This window comes from Lacisediminihabitans sp., from assembly GCF_036569425.1.
Classification (GTDB): Bacteria; Actinomycetota; Actinomycetes; order Actinomycetales; family Microbacteriaceae; genus Lacisediminihabitans.
In genome coordinates, this window is sequence record NZ_DATCQQ010000009.1 from 1 (window position 1) to 21056 (window position 21056).

17 protein-coding genes and 1 pseudogene are annotated in these 21056 nt (G+C 69.7%); 15 read left to right on the forward strand and 3 right to left on the reverse strand.

Annotation, left to right across the window (positions count from 1 at the left end):
- Positions 1–31: 31 nt before the first annotated feature.
- The 10 genes from VIM54_RS00915 (at position 32) to VIM54_RS00960 (ending at position 13694) form a co-directional block, all read left to right on the forward strand.
- On the forward strand, positions 32–1246 hold the full coding sequence (locus VIM54_RS00915; RefSeq protein WP_331898392.1) for an NADP-dependent isocitrate dehydrogenase: 1215 nt from the start codon (positions 32–34) through the stop codon (positions 1244–1246).
- Between the two features lie 150 nt (positions 1247–1396).
- Positions 1397–2641 carry an ROK family transcriptional regulator gene (locus VIM54_RS00920; protein WP_331898366.1) on the forward strand — a complete coding sequence of 415 codons (1245 nt, stop codon included), beginning with the start codon at positions 1397–1399 and terminating at the stop codon, positions 2639–2641.
- A gap of 159 nt (positions 2642–2800) precedes the next feature.
- Positions 2801–4141, forward strand: a complete 1341-nt coding sequence (locus tag VIM54_RS00925; protein WP_331898368.1) for an extracellular solute-binding protein — start codon at positions 2801–2803, stop codon at positions 4139–4141.
- Positions 4142–4146: 5 nt separating this feature from the next.
- A complete protein-coding gene (locus VIM54_RS00930) occupies positions 4147–5088 on the forward strand; it encodes a carbohydrate ABC transporter permease (protein WP_414673146.1) in 942 nt (313 codons plus the stop codon).
- Positions 5088–5924, forward strand: a complete 837-nt coding sequence (locus VIM54_RS00935; RefSeq protein ID WP_331898370.1) for a carbohydrate ABC transporter permease — start codon at positions 5088–5090, stop codon at positions 5922–5924. The genes VIM54_RS00930 and VIM54_RS00935 overlap by 1 nt, the downstream gene beginning before the upstream one ends.
- A gap of 54 nt (positions 5925–5978) precedes the next feature.
- Positions 5979–9032: an alpha-mannosidase gene (locus VIM54_RS00940; RefSeq protein ID WP_331898372.1), complete on the forward strand. Its 3054-nt coding sequence runs from the start codon at positions 5979–5981 to the stop codon at positions 9030–9032.
- Between the two features lie 168 nt (positions 9033–9200).
- A complete protein-coding gene (locus VIM54_RS00945) occupies positions 9201–10406 on the forward strand; it encodes an ROK family protein (RefSeq protein ID WP_331898374.1) in 1206 nt (401 codons plus the stop codon).
- 128 nt (positions 10407–10534) lie between these two features.
- On the forward strand, positions 10535–12010 hold the full coding sequence (locus tag VIM54_RS00950) for a glycoside hydrolase family 3 protein (RefSeq protein ID WP_331898376.1): 1476 nt from the start codon (positions 10535–10537) through the stop codon (positions 12008–12010).
- Positions 12007–12936 carry an ROK family protein gene (locus tag VIM54_RS00955; protein ID WP_331898377.1) on the forward strand — a complete coding sequence of 310 codons (930 nt, stop codon included), beginning with the start codon at positions 12007–12009 and terminating at the stop codon, positions 12934–12936. The genes VIM54_RS00950 and VIM54_RS00955 overlap by 4 nt, the downstream gene beginning before the upstream one ends.
- Positions 12924–13694 (forward strand): glucosamine-6-phosphate deaminase, encoded by a 771-nt coding sequence (locus VIM54_RS00960; RefSeq protein ID WP_331898378.1) that lies wholly within the window; start codon positions 12924–12926, stop codon positions 13692–13694. Before VIM54_RS00955 ends, VIM54_RS00960 begins: the two co-directional genes overlap by 13 nt.
- A 17-nt stretch (positions 13695–13711) precedes the next feature.
- Here the strand turns inward: VIM54_RS00960 and nagA are convergent, their stop codons facing one another.
- The 3 genes from nagA to purU are packed head-to-tail and all read right to left on the reverse strand — an operon-like array spanning position 13712 to position 16104.
- Positions 13712–14848 (reverse strand): N-acetylglucosamine-6-phosphate deacetylase, encoded by a 1137-nt coding sequence (gene nagA, locus VIM54_RS00965; protein WP_331898380.1) that lies wholly within the window; start codon positions 14846–14848, stop codon positions 13712–13714.
- Entirely contained in the window at positions 14845–15207 is a 363-nt protein-coding gene (locus VIM54_RS00970; protein WP_331898382.1) for a YrdB family protein, read from the reverse strand. Before VIM54_RS00970 ends, nagA begins: the two co-directional genes overlap by 4 nt.
- A gap of 39 nt (positions 15208–15246) precedes the next feature.
- Positions 15247–16104: a formyltetrahydrofolate deformylase gene (gene purU / locus VIM54_RS00975; protein ID WP_331898384.1), complete on the reverse strand. Its 858-nt coding sequence runs from the start codon at positions 16102–16104 to the stop codon at positions 15247–15249.
- Between the two features lie 92 nt (positions 16105–16196).
- Between purU and VIM54_RS00980 the strand changes: the two genes are divergently transcribed.
- The 5 genes and pseudogenes from VIM54_RS00980 to VIM54_RS01000 form a co-directional block, all read left to right on the forward strand.
- Positions 16197–17423, forward strand: a complete 1227-nt coding sequence (locus VIM54_RS00980; RefSeq protein ID WP_331898386.1) for an MFS transporter — start codon at positions 16197–16199, stop codon at positions 17421–17423.
- A gap of 234 nt (positions 17424–17657) precedes the next feature.
- Positions 17658–19139: pseudogene (locus tag VIM54_RS00985) on the forward strand (purine-cytosine permease family protein).
- Positions 19136–19690, forward strand: coding sequence for a cysteine hydrolase (locus VIM54_RS00990; protein WP_331898387.1), 555 nt, complete (start codon positions 19136–19138; stop codon positions 19688–19690). The pseudogene VIM54_RS00985 and the gene VIM54_RS00990 overlap by 4 nt, the downstream one beginning before the upstream one ends.
- On the forward strand, positions 19687–20412 hold the full coding sequence (locus VIM54_RS00995) for a GntR family transcriptional regulator (protein WP_331898388.1): 726 nt from the start codon (positions 19687–19689) through the stop codon (positions 20410–20412). Before VIM54_RS00990 ends, VIM54_RS00995 begins: the two co-directional genes overlap by 4 nt.
- A gap of 1 nt (position 20413) precedes the next feature.
- Positions 20414–21056: ADP-ribosylglycohydrolase family protein (locus VIM54_RS01000; RefSeq protein WP_331898390.1), on the forward strand; the 643-nt coding region annotated here is incomplete at its 3' end.

A 21056-nucleotide genomic window follows, 5' to 3' on the forward strand; every position in this document is an offset into this window, starting at 1 on the left:
AGGGTGTACGTCGACCGCGGGAGCACGTTTCATGGCCAAGATCAAGGTGACCACCCCTATCGTCGAGCTCGACGGTGACGAGATGACCAGGATCATCTGGCAGTTCATCAAGGACCGGCTCATCCATCCCTACGTCGACGTCGACCTGGAGTACTTCGACCTCGGCATCGAGAAACGCGACGCGACCGACGACCAGATCACCGTCGACGCGGCGAACGCGATCAAGAAGTACGGCGTCGGCGTCAAATGCGCCACGATCACGCCTGACGAGGCCCGCGTCGCGGAGTTCGGCCTCAAGGAGATGTGGAAGTCGCCGAACGGCACGATCCGCAACATCCTCGGCGGAGTGATCTTCCGCGAGCCGATCATCATCTCGAACATCCCGCGCCTGGTTCCGGGCTGGAACAAGCCGATCATCATTGGCCGTCACGCCTTCGGCGACCAGTACCGCGCCACCGACTTCCGTTTCGCGGGCAAGGGCAGGCTCACCGTGGCGTTCACCCCGGACGACGGCTCCGAGCCCCTCCAGTTCGAGGTCTACCACTCCCCGGGCGACGGGGTCGCACAGGTGCAGTACAACCTCGACGACTCGATTCGCGACTTCGCGCGGGCGAGCCTCACCTACGGCCTCTCGCGCAACTACCCGGTCTACCTCTCGACCAAGAACACCATCCTCAAGGCCTACGACGGCCGTTTCAAGGACATCTTCGAAGAAATCTTCGAGGCCGAGTTCCGTGTCCAGTTCGAGGCGGCCGGGCTCACCTACGAGCACCGTCTGATCGACGACATGGTCGCATCGGCGATGAAGTGGGAGGGCGGCTACGTCTGGGCCTGCAAGAACTACGACGGCGACGTGCAGAGCGACACCGTGGCGCAGGGCTTCGGCTCGCTCGGCCTGATGACTTCTGTGCTGTCCGTTCCGGACGGTTCGATCGTGGAGGCGGAGGCAGCCCACGGCACCGTCACGCGCCACTACCGGCAGCACCAGGCCGGCACGCCCACCTCCACCAACCCGATCGCCTCGATCTACGCGTGGACCCGCGGGCTCGCGCACCGCGGCAAGCTGGACGGCAACCAGGACCTGATCGACTTCAGCCTCACCCTCGAGGATGTCGTGATCAAGTCGGTCGAGTCCGGCGCGATGACAAAAGACCTCGCCGCGCTCGTCGGCCCGCACCAGCCGTGGCAGACGACCGAGGAGTTCCTCGACACCCTCGACAAGAACCTGGCGACGCGCCTGGCGTAGCTAGCTGGCCTGCTCGCCCGCGTGTGTTCCCGTGTGTGGGTTTGTGCCTGCTTGCGCGGGCACGAACCCGACAGGGGGCACAACCGCGGGCGCGGTTGTGCCGGGTAGTGTTTTCGGCATCCGTCCAGTGGCGGCCAGGGAGGTGACGGAATGCGACTCGGCACCAACCTGCCCGCCGTGGGCGGCTACAACCAGAAGGTGATTCTCGACGTCATTCGCCGCACGAGCGGTGGACTGAGCCGGGTCGAACTCGCCGAGGCCACCGGGCTGTCGGCCCAGACCGTGTCGAACGTGAGCCGCAGGCTGCTCGCCGACGGGCTCATCCGCGAGGCGGGCACCACCACCGCCGGAGGCGTCGGCAAGCCCCGCACCATCCTGCAGCTCGAATCCCGCGGACGGTTCGCCGTGGGCGTGCACCTCGACCCCTCGGTGATCACGCTCGTCGTGCTCGACCTCGCCGGCTCCGTGGTGACGCATTCCCGCATGCCGGCCCCGTCCGCGGTGTCGTCCGAGGAGACCATAGACCGGATCGCCGCGGCCGTCGAGTCTCTCATCGCGACCTCCGGGGTCGGCCGTGACCGCATCGTCGGCGTCGGCGTGGCGGCACCCGGCCCGGTGGACCTGGGGCGCGGCATCATGCTCAACCCGCCGCTGCTCTCCGGGTGGCAGAGCGTGCCGCTGCGGGACGCGCTCCTCGAGCGGCTCGCGCTGCCCGTGCTGGTGGAGAAGGACGTCACCGCCGCCGCGGTCGCCGAACTGTGGATGGGGGACGCAGACGACCGCGGAAACTTCGCGTTCTTCTACTATGGCACCGGCACCGGAATGGGCGTCGTGCTGAACGGCGAGGTGATCCGCGGGGCGAGCGGCAACGCGGGCGACATCGGCCACATCCTCGTCACCGACGACGGGGCACTGTGTTCGTGCGGTCGGCGCGGGTGCCTCGGCAACGTGATCCTGCCGCGACTGCTTGTCACCGACTGGATCGGGCGGAGCGCGGTCGCGCCGACGGACGTCGAACTCGACGTCGAGGCGGTGCACCGCGAGTTCGCCGCTCTCGCCGCCCTCGCGGAGGCGGGCGACGACGAGGCGCGATCGGTCCTGGAGGCGACGGCCGCCCACATCGCGACGGGCCTCGTGGCGATCATCAACCTGCTCGACCTCGACCGGGTCGTCTTCGGCGGCCCGTTCTGGCCTCCGGTCTCGGCGTTCCTGCTCGGCCGTGTTCCCGCTCTCGTTGCGGCCTCCCCGGCCCTGGTGGCGCTCCACGCTGTCGCGTTCGAGGAGTCGGAGATCGGCGAGGATGTCGCGGCGGTCGGGGCGGCGTGCCTCGTGCTCGACAACACCTTCTCGCCTCGCCCGGACAGCCTGCTGCTGTCCCCGAGCATGCGCTCCTAGCCTCGCGGCCGCCTCCCGGAGTCGCGCGCTCCATCGTTGCGCGCACTGCAACATCCGCGGATAGCCTTGACAGCCAATTACTAAAAATGATTTAGTAAAACCGCAGCGCACGGCTCGCACAGGTTGTCCGAGTCGGCACCATGAGGCAAAGGAGCATTCGTGAAGAGCATCCTGTCGGCGCTCGCCATCACCGCGGCCGCGACACTCGTTCTCGCCGGTTGTTCGGCCGGAGCGCCGGCCGCGACCGAGATCAAGGTCGCGTACCAGAAGTTCGGCCCCTCCCAGCAGCTCGACCACCACATGAGGGCGGTCAAGGAGGCCTACGAGGCGAAGCACAAGGGAGTCACCGTCAAGCTCGTGCCGATCGAGGCCCAGCAGAACGACTACTTCACCAAGCTTGCTCTCATGAATCGCGCCAGTGCCACCGCGCCGGACGTGATGTACGAAGACACCTTCATGATCAAGTCGGATGCCGAGGCCGGCTACCTGGCGCCCCTCGACTCCTACGTCGCGAAATGGGCGGACTGGAAGCAGTTCCCCGACAACGCGAAGCAGGCCGGCGCGGGGGACGATGGAAAGATCTACGGCGTCTCGATGGGAACGGACACGCGGGCGCTCTGGTACAACAAGCAGATCTTCGCGAAGGTCGGACTCACGGTGCCGTGGGAGCCGAAGACATGGCAGGACGTGCTGGATGCCGCCAAGACGGTCAAGGCGAAGGCGCCCGGCGTGATCCCCATCAACGTGTACTCGGGCAAGCCGCAGGGCGAGGCGGCGGTGATGCAGGGCTTCGAGATGTTGCTCTACGGCACCCAGGACACGCTCTACAAGGCCGACACGAAGAAGTGGACGGTGGGCTCGAAAGGGATCACGGATTCCCTCCAGTTCGTGAAGGACGTCTACCAGGGCGAGCTCGGCCCGAAACCGGAGCAGGCGCTCGACACGACGGTCGGCAACACGGTCTCCAACGAGTGGCTGCCGCAGGGCAAGCTCGCGATCAGCCTCGACGGCTCGTGGGTGAGCGGAACCTGGCTCGAGACCGGCGGCACGCCGTGGCCGCAGTGGAAGGACGTGATGGGCGTGGCCCCGATGCCAACCCAGAACGGCGAGAAGCCCGGGATGACGAGCATGTCTGGCGGCTGGACCCTCGCCGTCGGCGCCAAGTCCGCCCACAAGTCCGCCGCCTGGGACTTCGTGGCGCTCGCCCTCGACAAGGACAACTCGCAGAAGTTCGACATCATGAGTAGCCAGATCGCGGTGCGCAAGGACGTGTCGACCGACAAGGCCTATCTCGCCTCGAACCCCACCGTCGGGTTCTTCTCCACGCTGGTCGCCAACACGCACTTCCGGCCGGCGACCACCGACTACCCGAAGGTGGCCAACGAGATCATGGTGGCGATGGAATCAGCGATGACCGGCCAGCAGACCCCGAAGCAGGCGGCGGCCACCTATGACGGTGCCGTCGTCGGGATCGTCGGCAAAAAGAACACCTCGAAGTAGCCGGCGTGACGTCCCTCACCACCACCGCGGCGGGCCAGGACGCCCGCGGGCGGGGAGCTCACCCTCCCCGCCCGCGTGGCGTCGGCCGCAGTCTCGTGCGCAGCCTCCCGCTCGTGCCCGCGATCATCCTGCTCGCCGTCTTCCTGGTGGGCCCGGTGATCTCGTCGTTCTACGGCTCGTTCACCGACTCCTCGCTCACGGGCAGCGCGGCGAAGGGCGCGAGCTTCGTGGGATTCGGCAACTACCTCGAGCTCGTCGCCGACAAGGACTTTCCCAAGTCCGTGCTGCTCACCCTCGTCTTTCTCTTCGCCTCGGCGATCGTCGGGCAGAACGTGCTCGGTCTGGGGCTGGCGCTGCTCATGAAGTCGGGCAACCGGGTGGTCGGCGCGATCGTCGGCACGCTCGTGGTCACCGCGTGGGTGCTCCCCGAGATCGTGGCCGCCTTCGCTGCCTACGCGTTCTTCAACGCCACCGGCACGCTGAACACGCTGCTGGCCGCCGTGGGTCTCGACGGCCCCAACTGGCTCTACCGGCTGCCGATGATCGCGGTTATCCTCGCGAACATCTGGCGCGGCACCGCCTTCTCGATGCTCGTCTACTCGGCGGCGATCGACGACGTGCCGGATGACGTGCGCGAGTCGGCGGAGATCGACGGGGCCGGCGGGGCGAAGCGGCTCATCTACATCACCATTCCCATGATCCGCCGCAGCATCAGCACCAACCTCATGCTCACGACGCTGCAGACCCTCTCGGTGTTCACCCTGATCTTCGTGCTCACCGGCGGGGGGCCGGGCACCGACAGCTCGACGCTGCCGATCCTCGCCTACCAGGAGGCGTTCAAGTTCTCCCGGCTCGGATTCGGCACCGCGATCGCCACGATCATGCTCGTGGTCGGCGCGCTGTTCTCGATCGTCTACATCCGCGCCCTCAAACCGGAGGTGGACTGATGGGTCTGACGTCCCCGAGCGGCCGCAGCCTGCGCGCCGTTTCCAACTCGGTGCTCCTCGTGATCGCCGTCTGCTTCGCCCTGCCGATCCTGTGGCTGCTTGTCGCCTCCCTCGACACCTCGGCGACCCTGTCGCTCACGCTGCCCGCGAGCCTCTCCCTGCAGAACTTCGCCGAGGTGATGACCCCCGAACTGGCCTTCGTGCCGCTCGGGAACAGCCTCATGCTCGCCGGCGGATGCGCGATCATCACGGTGATCGTGGCGGTGCTGGCCGCCTACCCGCTCTCGCGCTACCGGATGCGGGTGAACAAGCCGTTCCTCTACGGCATCCTGTTCGGCACCTGCCTGCCGATCACCGCCATGATGGTGCCCGTGTACAGCCTGTTCGTGTCGCTCAATCTCATCGACTCACTCGGCGGAACGGTCCTGTTCCTCGCCGCCACGAGCCTTCCGATGGCGATCTGGATGATGAAGAACTTCATGGACTCCGTGCCCATCTCGCTCGAGGAGGCGGCGTGGATGGACGGCGCATCGATGCTCACGACCCTCTCGAGGGTGGTCGTACCGCTGATGCGGCCCGGCATCGCGGTGGTCTTCATCTTCGTGTTCATCGGGGCCTGGGGAAACTTCTTCGTGCCGTTCGTGCTGCTGCTCAGCCCGGACAAGCAGCCGGCAGCCGTGAGCATCTTCGCGTTCTTCGGCCAGCACGGCACCGTCGCCTACGGCCAGCTCGCGGCGTTCTCGCTGGTCTACTCGGTGCCGGTGCTCGCCCTCTACGTGTTCGTCTCGCGCGTGCTCGGCGGGGGTTCGGCGCTCGCCGGGGCCGTCAAGGGCTGACCGCCACCATCCATCCGTACTATCACCCATCCGCACAACCATCAAGGAGCACCAGTGCACGACAACTCCCGCCTCGTCCTCGCTAGAATCGCGCGGTTCGTCGACGAACGGATCACCCCGGCCATCTACCCGGCGACACGGCCGATCGAGCTGACCGCCTGGGAGGTTCCGGATGAGCCGGTGCCGTTTGCCGAGGCCGTCGGCCAGCGGTTCGAGCCGTTCGCCGTCGGCCGGACGTGGGGCAAGCCCTGGGGGACCACCTGGTTCCACGTGGCCGGGGAGGTGCCGCGGGAGTGGCGCGGCGCCGGGCACACGGTGGAGCTGCTCGTTGACCTGGGCTTCAGCGGCGGCCAGTCCGGGTTTCAGGCCGAGGGACTCGTCTACGAGCCGGGCGGCGGCATCGTCAAGGCGATCGAACCATTCAATTCGTATGTGCCGCTCGCGCCCACCGCGGACGGCGCGATCGACCTGTACGTCGAGGCGGCATCCAACCCGGACATCGGCTCGAACTGGGGGTGGAAGGCCTCGCCGTTCGGCGACAAGGCCACGGCGGGTACCGACCCGATCTACACGCTCCGGCGCGTCGACGTTGCGCTGCGCGACGTGACGGTGTGGGAGCTTGACCGCGACTTCTGGGCCCTGCGGGGACTGCTCGCCGAGCTGCCATCCGACCTGCCGCGTGCGGCGGAGATCCTGCGCGCCCTCGAGCGCGCGGTCGACGCCATGGATCCGGATGACGTGGCCGGCACAGCGGCAGCCGGCCGGAAGGCGCTCGCCGGCGTGCTCGCCCAGCCCGCGTATGCGAGCGCCCACCGCGTCACCGCCGTCGGGCACGCGCACATCGACTCGGCCTGGCTGTGGCCGACCAGGGAGACCATCCGCAAGTGCGCGCGCACCTTCTCCAACGTCCTCCAACTCATGGAGGTCAACGACGAGATCGTCTTCGCCTGCTCGTCCGCGCAGCAGTTCGCCTGGATGAAGGAGTTCTATCCCGAGCTGTTCGAGCGCATCCGGGCCCGCGTGATCGAGGGCCGTTTCGTGCCGGTCGGCGGCATGTGGGTCGAGTCGGACACCAACCTGCCGGGCGGCGAGGCACTCGCCCGCCAGTTCGTGGCCGGCAAGGGATTCTTCCTGCGCGAGTTCGGCGTCGACCCGCTCGAGGTGTGGTTGCCTGACTCGTTCGGATACTCCGCCGCGCTTCCGCAGATCGCCTCCGCCGCCGGGTCGGAGTACTTTCTCACCCAGAAGATCTCGTGGAACGAGACGAATGTCATGCCGCACCACACGTTCGACTGGGAGGGCATCGACGGCACGCGCATCTTCACCCACTTCCCGCCTGTCGACACTTACAACTCGGTGCTGTCGGGCCAGGAGCTCGCCACGGCCCAGCGCCAGTACGCGGAAAAGGGGGCGGCGAACTCGTCGCTCGTGCCGTTCGGCTTCGGCGACGGCGGCGGCGGACCGACCAGGGAGATGCTCGCCGCGGCCTCCCGCACCGCGTCCCTCGAGGGCTCGCCCACCGTGCGTATCGCCTCGCCCAGGCGCTTCTTCGACGACGCACGGGCCGAGTACCCGCATCCGCCGGTCTGGACGGGCGAGCTCTACCTCGAGTTCCACCGCGGCACGTACACCTCTCAGGCGCGCACCAAGCAGGGCAACCGGCGCAGCGAGCACCTCCTGCGCGAGGCCGAGCTGTGGGCCACGACGGCCCAGGTGCGCGCCGGGGTGGACTACCCGTACGCGGAACTGGACAGCATCTGGCAGACGGTGTTGTTGCTGCAGTTCCACGACATCCTGCCCGGATCGTCGATCGCCTGGGTGCACAAGCAGGCGGAGGCGAGCTACCGCGAGGTGGCCGGGCGCCTCGAGGCCGTGATCGCCGCGTCGATCGACGCCCTGAGCGGTACGGGCGGCGAGTCCGTGGTCTTCAACGCCTCGCCGTTCGCGGTGGCCGGAGTGCCGCCGCTCAGCGCCGGCGTGCCGATGCGTGCCGGGGAGGTCACGGTCTCCGCCGTGGAGGGGGGAGCGTTGCTCGAGAACGGGCTGGTGCGTGTGTCGATCGATGCGACCGGCCGGGTCTCTTCCCTCGCCGATGCGCTGGGCGGCCGCGAATTCGTGGCTCCCGGGCAGTCCCTCGGCGAGTTGCAGCTGTTCCGCGACACGCCCAACCAGTGGGATGCCTGGGACATCGACGAGCACTACCGCCGGCACGGCCAGACCCTCACCGACGTCACCTCGTTCGAGATCACCGAGGAGGAGGGCCGGGCGGCGGTGCGCGTGCTGCGCGAATTCGGCGAATCGAGTGTCATGCAGGACTTCGGCCTGGCCGCCGGATCGACGACGCTGGAGATCACGACCACGCTCGACTGGCACGAACGGCAGAAGCTCATCAAGCTCGCCTTCCCGATCGACGTGCGCGCCGAGCGGGCGGCATCCGAGATCCAGTTCGGCCACGTCTACCGCCCGACCCACGAGAACACGTCGTGGGATGTCGCCCGGTTCGAGACGAGCGCCCACCGCTGGGTGCACGTGGGCGAGCCCGGCGTCGGCGTCGCGGTCGCGAACGATGCCACCTACGGCCACGACATTACGCGCCAGCCGCGCGAGGGCGGCGGAACCACCACGCTTGTGCGGCAGTCGCTGCTGCGTGCGCCCGTGTTCCCGGACCCGGAGGCCGACCAGGGCACCCACGTGCTTCGCTCGTCGGTCACCGTCGGGGCCGAGATCATCGATGCCGTGCGGGAGGGCTACCGCATCAACCTGCCGCAACGGGTGCTGCCGGGCTCCGGGCCGGTCGCACCCCTCGTAGTGGTGCACAACCGGGCGATCGTGGTGGAGGCGATCAAGCTCGCGGACGACCGGTCCGGCGACGTGATCGTGCGGCTCTACGAGTCGACCGGCGTCCGATCGGGCGGAACCATCGACTTCGACGGTGCGCTCGACGCCGCGACGGTGCGCGAGACCGACCTTCTCGAGCGGGAGCTGCCGGCTCGAGCGGTGACCTCGATGTCCGGCGGCACGGTGCACCTCGCCGTCGGGCCGTTCCAGATCGTGACCCTGCGGGTGTCTCGGGTCCAGATCGTGACCCTGCGGGTGTCTCGGGCGTAGCCCCATCCCGCGATTGGCCCCGTGTGACACGGTTGTGTGCGAGACGGTTGTGCCCGCGCGAGTCGGCACCCTCCCGACACACGGGAACAATCGCGCCGGATCCCACGGCGATCGCCGCGGATCGCCCCGCATTGCGCGCGGGAGAGTTCGTAAGGTTGACTTACAAACATGAGCGAACCAGGCGCCGGTGACACCGCAACCGAGCATGGTGCGGCCCGGGGACGCCAGGGTGCCCGGCGCGCGCCCGGGGCGCTCGTCTCCGGTCGGGTGCTGCGGCCGAGCACGAAGGTGCTTCCCGAACACGCGCGCGGACACAACCGCGCCCTCGTGCTGCAGACCCTCTTCACGGCGGGCCAGCAGAGCCGCGCCGACGTGGCGAGGCGCACGGGGCTCACCCGTGTCACCGTCTCCGACCTCGTCGGAGAGCTCATCGCCGAAGGCCTCATCGTCGAGACCGGCCAGCGCGACGGAACGCGTCCCGGCAAGCCGGCAACGCTCCTCGACATCGGCCGCTCGGCCTTCCAGATTGTCGGCATCGATCTCAGCGACCACTCGGTGTTCCGCGGAGCAGTCCTCGATCTCGCCGGCACGATCCTCGCGCGGGCGGAGGTGCCGCTCGCGGGCGGAGTCGGAGACGGCGCGCTCGCCACGGTGTTCGCGCTCGCCGACGAGCTCGTGTCGCTGTCGAACCGGCCGATCCTCGGCATCGGCGTCGGATCACCGGGGGTCGTCGACCCGGACGGCGTCGTGCTCGGGGCCCCGAATCTCGGCTGGGTCGACGTGCCCCTGCGGTCGCTGCTCGCCGAACGCTTCGGTCGCCCCGTCGTCGTGGCCAACGACGCGAACGCCGCGACCCTGGCCGAACACAGCTTCGGCAACGCCGAAGGGGACTCGATGCTCGTCAAGGTCGGGCACGGAGTGGGAGCGGGCCTGCTGCTCGGCGGGAGCCTGCTCTCCGGCGGTCGTTTCGCCGCCGGGGAGATCGGCCATGTCGTGGTCGGCACCGACGGGGGCGACCAGTGCAGCTGCGGCAAGTTCGGATGCCTCGAAACCTGGCTGGCCGTTCCGCGGCTCGAGGCCAGGATTCGGCAGGCGCCCGCGGAACGGGAGGCGATCCTGCGCGAGGCCGGCCGGCGGCTCGGCATCGCCCTCGCTCCCATCGTCGGGGCGCTCGACCTGTCGGAGGTGATTCTGAGCGGTCCGCCGGCACTGCTGGACGGCACCCTTGCCGAGGCGACCCGCGAGACAGTGCGCGATCGCACCATGGCCGAATTCCACGGCGACCTGATCCTGAGGATGACGACGCTCGGCGACGACATCGTGCTGCGGGGCGCCGCGGTCATGGTCATCTCCGCCGAGCTCGGCGTCTCCTGATCCGGGCTCCCACGATCGGTGAACGCTCGGTAGCATGGGGAGGGGCTTGTTTGTTAGGACCCTTGACGTAATTATCGGACCGGCCAACTCCGACGCACGGCCGGATCCGCCCCAGAGTGAGGAACAGCATGACCGATCGCCAGACGAGCGGGAGCCACGCGGCCGGTGTGCTGCTCCCGGGATTCGCCGGCACGACGCTCCCGGACTGGCTCGCGGAGAGGTTGCGCCTCGGTCTCGCCGGGGTGTGCCTGTTCGCCGAGAACATCGTCTCTGGTGACCAGGTCCGGCGACTCACCGACCAGATCAGGCAGGCGAACCCCCTCGCGCTCATCGCCATCGATGAGGAGGGCGGCGACGTCACCCGGCTCTTCGCGGCGACCGGCTCGCCCTATCCGGGCAACGCGATTCTCGGCCGGATCGACGACCTGGACTACACCGAGGCGGTCGCCAGCTCGGTCGGCTGGCAGCTGCGGCGCGCCAGCTGCACGCTCGACTTCGCACCGGATGTCGACATCAACTCCAATCCGGACAACCCGGTGATCGGCGTGCGCAGCTTCGGAACCGATCCCGCCCTCGTCGCCCGCCACAGCGCGGCCTGGGTGCGGGGACTCGAGTCCACCGGCATCGCCTCGAGCGTCAAGCACTTTCCGGGGCACGGCGACACGGCGCAGGACTCGCACGTGGCCCTTCCCGTCGTCGACCTGTCGCTCGACGAACTGCGCGAGCGCGAGCTGGTGCCGTTCCGCGCGGCGATCGAGGCGGGGGCGAGCACCATCATGACCTCGCACATCGTGCTGCCCCAGGTGGACCAGGAGGGCCCGGCCACCTTCTCGCGCCGGATCCTCGGCGACCTGCTTCGCGGCGAGCTCGGCTTCGCCGGCCTGATCGTGACCGACGCCCTCGACATGGCGGGCGCGAGCGCCGAGATCGGCATTCCGGCCGCCGCGGTTCGCGCCGTGGACGCGGGCTGCGACCTGCTCTGCATCGGCACGAGGAACACGGCCGAGCAGCTCGACTCGATCGAGCGGGCGCTCCTGGACGCGATCTCCGACGGCAGCCTCTCGGCCGCGCGACTCGAGGATGCCGGGGTCCGCAACCACGACCTCGCCCGCGTTCTCGACCAGCGGTCCAGTCTCATTCCTATTCCGGAATATGTCGGCGAGCTCGACGAGCAGTTCGACCTCGAGCGCACGACGGGCGCATTCGACGTGCGGCCCGGTGTCACGGTGTCCGCCGACCGCGCCGTCGTCGTGCTCGAGACCGCATCGAACATCGCGGTGGGGCGGTCGCTGTGGGGCGTGGTCGCCGCGGGTGCGGATCCGGTCGTGCAGCGACGAGGCGACGCGCTCGACCTGCCGCCCGGCGTGCAGCCGGTGCTCGTGGGAAAAAACAACCATCGGCACCCCTGGGTCCGCGAAACGATCGACGCGGTTCGCGCCAGCCATCCCTCCGCCATCGTCGTGGACATGGGCTGGGCGGGCGACGACCGCGCGTACGCCGACGTGGCGACATTCGGCGGATCGCGCCACGCGGGCCGGGCCCTGCTCGCCTGGCTCGAGACGCGCGCCGCCGACACAGGTGCAGCCGAGACGGGCCGGCCATGAGAGTCGGCGTGGACATCGGCGGCACCAAGATCCACGCCGTGCTCGTCGACGAATCCGGGGTCGTGGTGCAGCAGGTGCGGCTGCCCACCGGGTTCGGGCCGAAGGTCGTGCTCGAGACGGCCGCCGAATCCGTGCGGACGCTCGCCAGACTAGCCGGGGTCGAGACGGCGTCCTTCGCCACCGTGGGGGTCGGCATTCCAGGGGCCGTGGACAGCGACACCGGCCGGGTGTCCCATGCGGTCAACCTCGGGCTCGAAGGGCTGGAGCTCGGCCGGGAACTCGGCACGCTGCTCGGCCTGCCGGTGCGGGTGGAGAACGACGTGAACGCGGCGGCCGTCGGGGCGTTCCGACTGCTCGACCGGCCGGCCGAGCAGTCCATGGCGTACCTCAACCTCGGCACCGGGCTGGCCGCGGGACTCGTGCTCGCCGGCCGGCTCTGGCGGGGTTCGCGGGGCACCGCCGGCGAGATCGGCCACATCCCCGTCGACCCGAACGGACCACTGTGCCCCTGCGGCCAGCGCGGCTGCCTCGAGACCGTCGCGTCAGGGTCGGCGGTCACCCGGCAGTGGCCGAGCGATCATCCGAGCCCCGTGCACGCCCTGTTCGAGACGGCAGCCAGCGGAGACGCGCGAGCGGTCGAGGTGCGCGACGGGCTCGTTCGGAACGTCGCCTCGGCGGTGCGCATCCTCGTGCTCTCGGTGGACGTCGACAGCGTCGTGATCGGCGGCGGCCTCAGCTCGCTCGGCGACACCCTTCTGGTCGGCGTGCGCGGGGTGCTCGGCGCGTGGGCGAGTTCCTCGCCATTTCTCGCCTCCCTCGACCTCCCCGACCGCGTAGAGCTCGTCCCGAGCGATTTCCCCGCCGCCGCCGTGGGCGCAGCCCTCGTCGGCATGACAACGACCGGAGACTCCCCATGGCAGAAATAGTGATCCTCGACAGCATGGCGGCGGCCGGCGAACTCGCCGCCGACGCCATCCTCGCCATCGTGGCGGCGAAACCGGATGCCGTGCTCGGCCTCGCGACCGGATCGACGCCCCTCGCGGTCTACCGCGCCCTCGCGGCCCGCGAGGCCGACCTCTCGAGGGTGCGCGGCTTTGCGCTCGACGAATACGTCGGGCTGCCGGAGGGCCATCCGGAGAGCTATCGGGCGGTGATCACCCGCGACGTGGTCGACCCTCTCGGGCTCGACCCGGCGCTCATCCGCGTCCCGGGGCATGACGGGCCGATCCAGACGGCGGGGGACGACTACGAGCGCGCGATCCGCGAGGCGGGAGGGGTGGATCTGCAGATTCTCGGCATCGGCACCGATGGGCACATCGGGTTCAACGAGCCGGGTTCCTCGTTCGAATCGCTCACCCGCGTGAAGACCCTCACCCAGCAGACCAGGCACGACAACGCGCGCTTCTTCGACTCGATCGACGAGGTGCCGGTGAACTGCATCACCCAGGGTCTCGGCACGATCCGGCGCGCGCGGCACCTCGTGCTGCTCGCGTTCGGCGCGGCCAAGGCCGAGGCGATCGCGGCGGCGGTCGAGGGACCGGTCACCGCGAGCGCGCCGGGCTCGGCGATCCAGTTGCACCCGCACGTGACCGTTCTCGTGGACGAGGAGGCGGCATCCGCTCTCGCCAACGTGGACTACTACCGCTACGCCTGGGCCAACAAGCCCGACTGGGAAGCGCTCTAGCTAGCCAGCGCCGCGGCTCAGGCGATCCGGAGCCCGTTTGCCCAGACTTCGCCTACCTGCCAGTCGTGGTCGAGCAGCACGGCGTCGGCGGTGAAACCGGGGGCGAGCCGGCCGAGTCGGTGATCGAGCCCGAGCACCCGGGCGGGCGTCGCCGTGAGCGCGGCCACCGCGTCCGTCGGACTCACGCGGGCGTTCTCGATCGCGCAGCGCAGGGCCACGTCCTGGGTGAGCGTCGAACCGGCGATCGTCGAGGTTCCGGAGAGTACAGCGAGCCCGTCCCGCACGGTCACGTTGAGCGAGCCGAGCCGGTAGTTGCCGTCCGACGCGCCGGCGGCGGCCATCGCATCCGTCACGAGAGCGACCCGGTGCGGCGCCTCGCGGAAGGCGAGCGCGGCGACCTGCGGATGCACGTGCCGGCCGTCGAGGATCAGCTCGATGGTCACGCGGTCGTCGCCGAACGCCGCGACCACCGGGCCGGGCGCGCGGTGGTGGATGCCCGGCATAGCGTTGAACGCATGGGTGAGCAGCCGCGCGCCGCGGTCGAAGGCCTCCATGGTGCCCTCGAACGTGGCATCCGTGTGGCCGACCGCCACGACGACTCCGGCCTCGACGAGCACGTCAATGGCGTCGAGCGCGTTCGGCAGTTCGGGAGCGATCGTCACCTGGCGCAGCGTTCCCCGGCTCGCCTCGAGCAGCTCGTCCACCCGGTACGGGCTCGGGTCGAGCAGGAACTCCGGATTGTGGGCCCCGCGGCGGTCGGTCGCGAGGAACGGGCCCTCGAGGTGGGACCCGAGCACGAGCGGGTCGGACTCGGCGAGGTCGGCGATCACGCCGAGGCTCTCCCGCAGTTGCGCCATCGGGTTGGCGACGAGGCTGAGCACCGTGCGGGTGGTGCCGTGCGCGCGGTGCGCGGCGAGGGCGCCGCCGATCGCCGCCGGTCCGTCGTCGTAGGCGTGACCGCCCCCGCCGTGGCCGTGCAGGTCGATGAAGCCGGGCACCATCCAGCGACCGGCCACGTCGACGGTCTCGGACGCGGGCGGCAGGTCCTTGCCCGAGCCGGTGGCGAGAATGCCCTCGCCCTGCACGAGCATCCAGAAGTCGTCAACCTGGCCGGTGATGTCGAGCTTGCGCGCCCCGTGGAACAGGATCGTCATTCGTGGTCTCCCTCGGTGAGCTCTGCCCGGCCGTTGATGACGCCGCTCACCGCGGCGATCACCGCGAACGCCGCGCCGATCAGGGGCAGGCCGAGCATGAACCACGCGGCCGCCGCGGAGCCGAAGACCAGGATCTCGACGAGCGCGCTGCCCACCGGGTCGAGGGGCACGACCGCCTTCGGCGAGCGGAAGACCGCCCACACCACGGCGGCGAAGAGCGGCACGCCGATCATGAACAGCACGCCGGGCCACGGGAACGGCCAGGCGCGGTAGCCCCAGTAGCCGAGCGAGAAGAGCGCGAAGAGTTCGAGCAGAAAACGCACGACGTCGTTGGGGCCGAGCCTGAAATTCTGGTCCACCCGCCCAGCCTAGGGGCGAGAGGGCGCGCGGCGCTCCGGCTACTTGAAGATGATCGTGCGGGCGCCGTCCCGCAGCACGCGGTTCTCGGCGAACCACTTCACGGCCTGCGTGAGCGTGCGTGACTCCTCGTCCTGGCCGATCGAGACCAGCTCGGCCGGCGTGCGCGAGTGGTCGACGCGCACGACGTTCTGTTCGATGATCGGCCCCTCGTCGAGGTCGCTCGTCACGAAGTGGGCGGTGGCGCCGATGAGCTTTACCCCGCGGGCGTGGGCCTGCCGGTAGGGGTTCGCCCCCTTGAAGCCGGGCAGGAAGGAGTGGTGGATGTTGATGATGCGGCCCGCGAGGCGGTCGCAGAGCTCGGGCGAGAGGATCTGCATGTACCGCGCGAGCACCACGAGCTCGATGTCGAACTGGTCGACCGCATCGAGGATGCGGTCCTCGAAGGCGAGCTTCTGGCCCTGGGAGACCACCGGGTGGGATTCGAACGGCACCCCGTAGAACTCGGCGAGGCTCGCGAGGTCGTGATGGTTGCTGAGCACGAGCGGCAGTTCGACGGGAAGCTGCCCGGCCCGCTCCCGGAAGAGGATGTCGTTGAGGCAGTGCGCAGCCCTGGACACGAGCACGAGGGTGCGCAGCGGACGGCCCACGACATCCAGCTTCCAGGCCATGTCGTAGCGGGCGGTGACGGGCGCGATCTTCGCCTCGAAGGTGGCCCGGTCGGCGGCGGATTCCACCTGGAGCCTCATGAAGAACGTGCCGGTGTCGTCGCTCGAGAACTGCTGCGACTCGGTGATATTGCCTCTGGCCTCGACGATGGCGCCGCTGATGGCGTGCACGATTCCCGGTTGGTCGGCGCAAACGAGGGTCAGCACCCAGTGGGTCGAGGACGTGGTCACGCCTCAAGAGTATTCTGGAATGGTTGCGACGCGCGTCTGCCGCAACCCGCGGGCGGCGAAGCGCACCACACTCCACACGGGACGGTTGTCGATTGGCTGCGCGCGGGACCCAGAGCACCACGGCATCGTCCTTCCCGATCGCGGGACTCCTCGTGCTCGCGGGGGCCATCTTCGTATCGGTGACGAGCGAGTTCCTGCCCACCGGCCTCCTGCCGGACATGGCCAGCGAGTTGAAGGTGTCAGAGTCCCGCATCGGACTGCTCATCACGATCTTCGCCGCGACCGTCGTGGTCTCCACGACGCCCCTCGCGGCGCTCACCCGGCGTTTCTCGCGCAAGTCGCTGGTGATCGTGGTGCTGATCGTAATCGCGAGCGGGGCCGTGCTTGCCGCGCTCGCTCCGACCTACGAGGTGCTGGTGGCTGCGCGCGTGATCGGCGGGCTCGCGCACGGGCTCTTCTGGGCGGTCGTCGGGGCGTACTCCGCCCACCTCGTGCCCAAACACCAGATCGGCCGGGCGGTGGCGATCACGAGCGGCGGCGCGACGGCGGCGTTCGTGCTCGGCGTTCCCCTCGGCACGGCGCTCGGACACCTGCTCGGCTGGCGTCTCGCCTTCGCGGCGATCGGGGGAGTCATCCTCGTGCTCGCGGCGCTCGTGTTGCGGTTCCTGCCGCCGGTGGAGCATCGGGTGACCCTCTCGACGGGAGAGATCGCGGTGCCCATCGGGCGGGACAGGAGCCTGCCGGGCGTGATCGTGATCTGCCTCGTGATCGTGGTGATCATGATGGGCCAGAACGTCTACTACACCTACATCGCGCCCTGGCTCATCCACACCGCGCACTTCGACGCCTCGTCGATCGCGCTCGTCCTCTTCCTCTACGGCGGGGCGGGAGCTGTGGGCCTGGCGCTCGCCGGCGCGGTCGCCGACAGGTTCTCGCGGCGCGGTTTCGTGGTCGCGACGGCGATCGTGCTCCTTGCGGTGCTCGCGCTCGCCCTGTTCCCGACCAACCCGGTGGTGGTACTCGCCGCCATCGTGGTGTGGGGCATCGCGTTCGGAGGACTTCCGGCCATGCTGCAAACGCGGATGCTGCACACGGCGTCCGCGCGCATCCGCGACCTCGCCGCCGCGCTGTTGACGACCTCGTTCAACCTGGCGATCGGCGGCGGGGCGCTCGTGGGCGGCATCCTGCTGGACCGGGTGGGGCTGGCGAGCCTGCCGTTCGTGAACCTCGCGTTTCTGGCGGCCGGAATCGTGCTCAGCCTCGCGACGGACGCCTGGCTCAGCGCCCGGGCCAACCGCGCGCATCCCCGTTCGGCCTGATTCTCGTCGGGCCCGATTCTCGTCGGGCCCGATCGCCCACCCGCGCTCCGGGCAGGATCCTCGACTCGGGGCGGATGGCCGCTTCGGCCGTCGCAGAGCGGCCGTTTGCCCCGGCTCGACGGGCGGGCGGCACCGTTGACACGCGCTGGCGGCGAGGACTAGCTTGTGCTGAACAGGTCTGAACAGGTGCATTTCGAGAGGGGATGGGTCGTGGCCACAACCGCAAGCGAGGGCATCACGTCCTCGGGCAGGGACGCCCTGAGCGTCGAACTGAACGGCATCAACACCATCGCCGAGGGCGAGCGCAAGGGCGCGCCGCGCAGCCTCTTCTGGCCGTGGTTCGCGGCGAACGTGTCCGTGCTGGGGATCGGCTACGGATCGTTCATCCTCGGCTTCGGCATCTCGTTCTGGCAGGCGACTCTCGTCGGCGTGGTCGGGATCGTCGTGTCCTTTGCGCTCTGCGGAATCATCGCGCTCGCCGGCAAGCGCGGCTCCGCTCCCACCATGATCCTCAGCCGCGCCAGCTTCGGCGTGCGCGGCAATGCCCTTCCCTCGGTGATCTCGTGGGTGCTCACGGTCGGCTGGGAGACGGCGCTCACGGCGCTCGCCGTGCTCGCCACCTCCACCGTGTTCAGGGAACTCGGCTGGTAGGGCGGTGTCGCGACCCAGACCGTCGCCCTCGTGGTCGTCGCCGCCCTGATCGTTGTCGCCGGGGTGATCGGCTTCGACCTCATCATGCGGCTGCAGGTATGGATCACGATCATCACCGGTGTGCTCACCGTGATCTACATCATCCTCGCCGTGCCGCACATCAACCTCGCCACCGTGGGCGCGCTGCCCACCGGCGCGGGGCAGGCCGTGATCGGGGCGCTCGTCTTCGTGATGACCGGCTTCGGCCTCGGCTGGGTGAACGCCGCCGCCGACTACTCGCGCTACCTGCCGCGCGGATCGCGCAGCTCGTCGGTCGTCGGCTGGACGGCCTTCGGCGCCTCGGTCGCCCCGGTGATCCTCGTGGTATTCGGCCTGCTGCTCGCCGGGTCGTCGGCCAGCCTGAGCAAAGCCATCGGGGCCGACCCGATCGGCGCCCTGACGACGATCCTGCCCACCTGGTTCCTGGTTCCGTTCGCCCTTGTCGCCGTGCTCGGCCTCGTCGGCGGAGCGGTGCTCGACATCTACTCGTCCGGCCTCGCGCTGCTGAGCGCCGGCATCAGGATCCCGCGGTTCGCCGCGGCCGGTATCGACGGTGTCGTGATGATCGCCGGCGCCGTCTACGTCGTGTTCTTCGCCCCGAGCTTCATCGCGCCATTCGAGGCGTTCCTCGTGACGCTCGGCGTGCCGATCGCGGCCTGGTGCGGGGTGCTGGTCGCCGACATCGTGCTGCGGCGCAAGGACTACTCCGAGGCTGACCTCTACGATCACCGCGGTCGGTACGGCGACGTGCGGTGGCTGTCCGTCGGCCTCGTCGTGGTGGGGACCGCGATCGGCTGGGGCATGATCACGAACACCTTCGGGGTGCCGGACTGGCTCAACTGGCAGGGCTACCTGCTCGGGCCGGTCGGACTGGGCGGACGCTCTGGGCCGTGGGCCTTCGCCAACCTCGGCGTTCTGATCGCGCTCCTGATCGGGTTCTTCGGAATCCTGCTCTTCGGCCGCGGGGCGATCCGCCGGCAAGAGGCGCAGCCGATCGAGCGGGCAAGCGTCGAGGAGCGCGCGTGACCCAGGCAGCGCCGTGGCTCGTCGTGATCGACATGCAGCGGATCTTCGGCGACCCGAGAAGCGAGTGGTTCACCCCCGGTTATCCGGCGATCGAGCCGACCGTCGCCCGGCTGGTCGAGCAGTTCTCCCCGCGGGTGGTTTTCACGCGTTTCGTCGCGCCGACCGAGCCACAGGGAGCCTGGATCCCGTATTACGAGATGTGGCCGTTCGCGCTCGTGCCGCCCACCGATCCGCTCTACGAGCTCTCGCCGGTGTTTGCCGGCCTCGGACTGCCGACCGTGACCCGCGAGACCTTCGGCAAGTGGGGAGCCGAACTCGCGGCGGTCATGGGCGACAGCACCGAGATGGTGCTCGCCGGGGTGTCGACGGACTGCTGCGTGCTCTCGACGGCCCTTGCCGCGGCGGATGCCGGAGTGCACGTGCGCGTCGTTGCGGACGCGTGCGCCGGGCTCACCGACTTCGACCACGACCGGGCGATCGGTGCGATGGCCCTCTACGCGCCGCTCATAGAGATCACGACGGCGGCGGCGCTCGGCGCGGAGCGCGCGTGACCGCCACCGAGCGCCCGCTCCCGCGGCTCAAGCACGAGCAGGTGGCGCGTGTGCTCGAGACGGAGATCCGCGGCGGCAGCGTGCCGTTCGGGCGGCAGTTGCCGGGCGAGGCGGCGCTCGCCGAGCGCTTCTCGGTGAGCCGGAACACCGTGCGGGCGGCGTTGTCTGAGCTCGGCGAGGCCGGGCTGATCGCGACGCGCTCCGGGAAGGGCTCCTTCGTGACCTTCGATGGTCGGCCACTGGACGTCAAGCTCGGCTGGGCGCGCGCCCTGCAGGAGCAGGGCGTCGACGCCCGAGTGGAGGTGCTGCGGCTCGAGCAGGTGACGGATGTCGGACTCGCCAAAGAGCTTGGCGAGACTTCTGACCGGTTCATTCTCGTCGAACGCCTCCGCCGCGTCGTCGACGGTTCTCCCGTCTCCTGCGAGCGTTCGCGCATTCCGGCGACGCCGCTCTCGGTCGCCGCGTTCGGCGCAGGCCTCGCCGGCGGTTCGCTCACCCGGCTGCTGCTCGAGTCCGGCCTGGTCGCGGCCCAGGGCGAGCAGTGGGTGGAGGTGCGGCGGCTGGAGGGGGAGGATGCCCGGCTGCTCGAGCGCGATCCGGGGGAGGCGTTCCTGTGGTCGCGCTGTGTCACCCGGGACTCGAGCGGCGCGCTCGTGGAGAGCGTGGAGAGCCTGCTCGACCCGGCGCACTTCAGCCTGCACCTCTCCTTCTCGGCCCGCTGACGTGGTCGCCTCCCGCGACCGCGCGCTCGCGGCACTCTACGGCCTGGCGATCGGCGACGCCCTCGGGATGCCGACCCAGCTCATGGACCGCGCGGCGGTCGGAGCGCGGTACGGTCGCCTCACGGGCTTCGAACCGGCGGCGGCCGATCACCCGCTGGCGGCCGGCCTGCCCGCCGGGTCGATCACCGACGATACCGAACAGGCGCTGCTGCTCGCCGGGATGCTCATCGACCGTCGCGGCCGAATCGACCCGCTCGAGTTCGCGGCCGCCCTCGTGGCCTGGGAGCAGGACATGCGCGAGCGCGGCTCGCTCGATCTGCTCGGGCCGTCCACCACGCGCGCGGTCCAGGCGGTGCTCGCCGGCGAGGCCGTCGAGCTGGCCGGCCGGTTCGGCACCACGAACGGAGCGGCAATGCGGGTCGCCCCGGTCGGCATCGCCGTCGGCGCGCGCGACCTTCCCCTGCTCGTCGACCGGGTGGTCGAGGCGAGCCTCGTGAGCCACAACACGGGCGTCGCGATCGCCGGTGCGGCGGCGGTCGCCGCCGCGGTCAGCGCCGGGGTCGACGGGGCGACCGTCGACGAGGCGTTCGACGTGGCCATCGCGGCGGCGGTGATCGCACGCACACGCGGCCATTGGGTGGCGG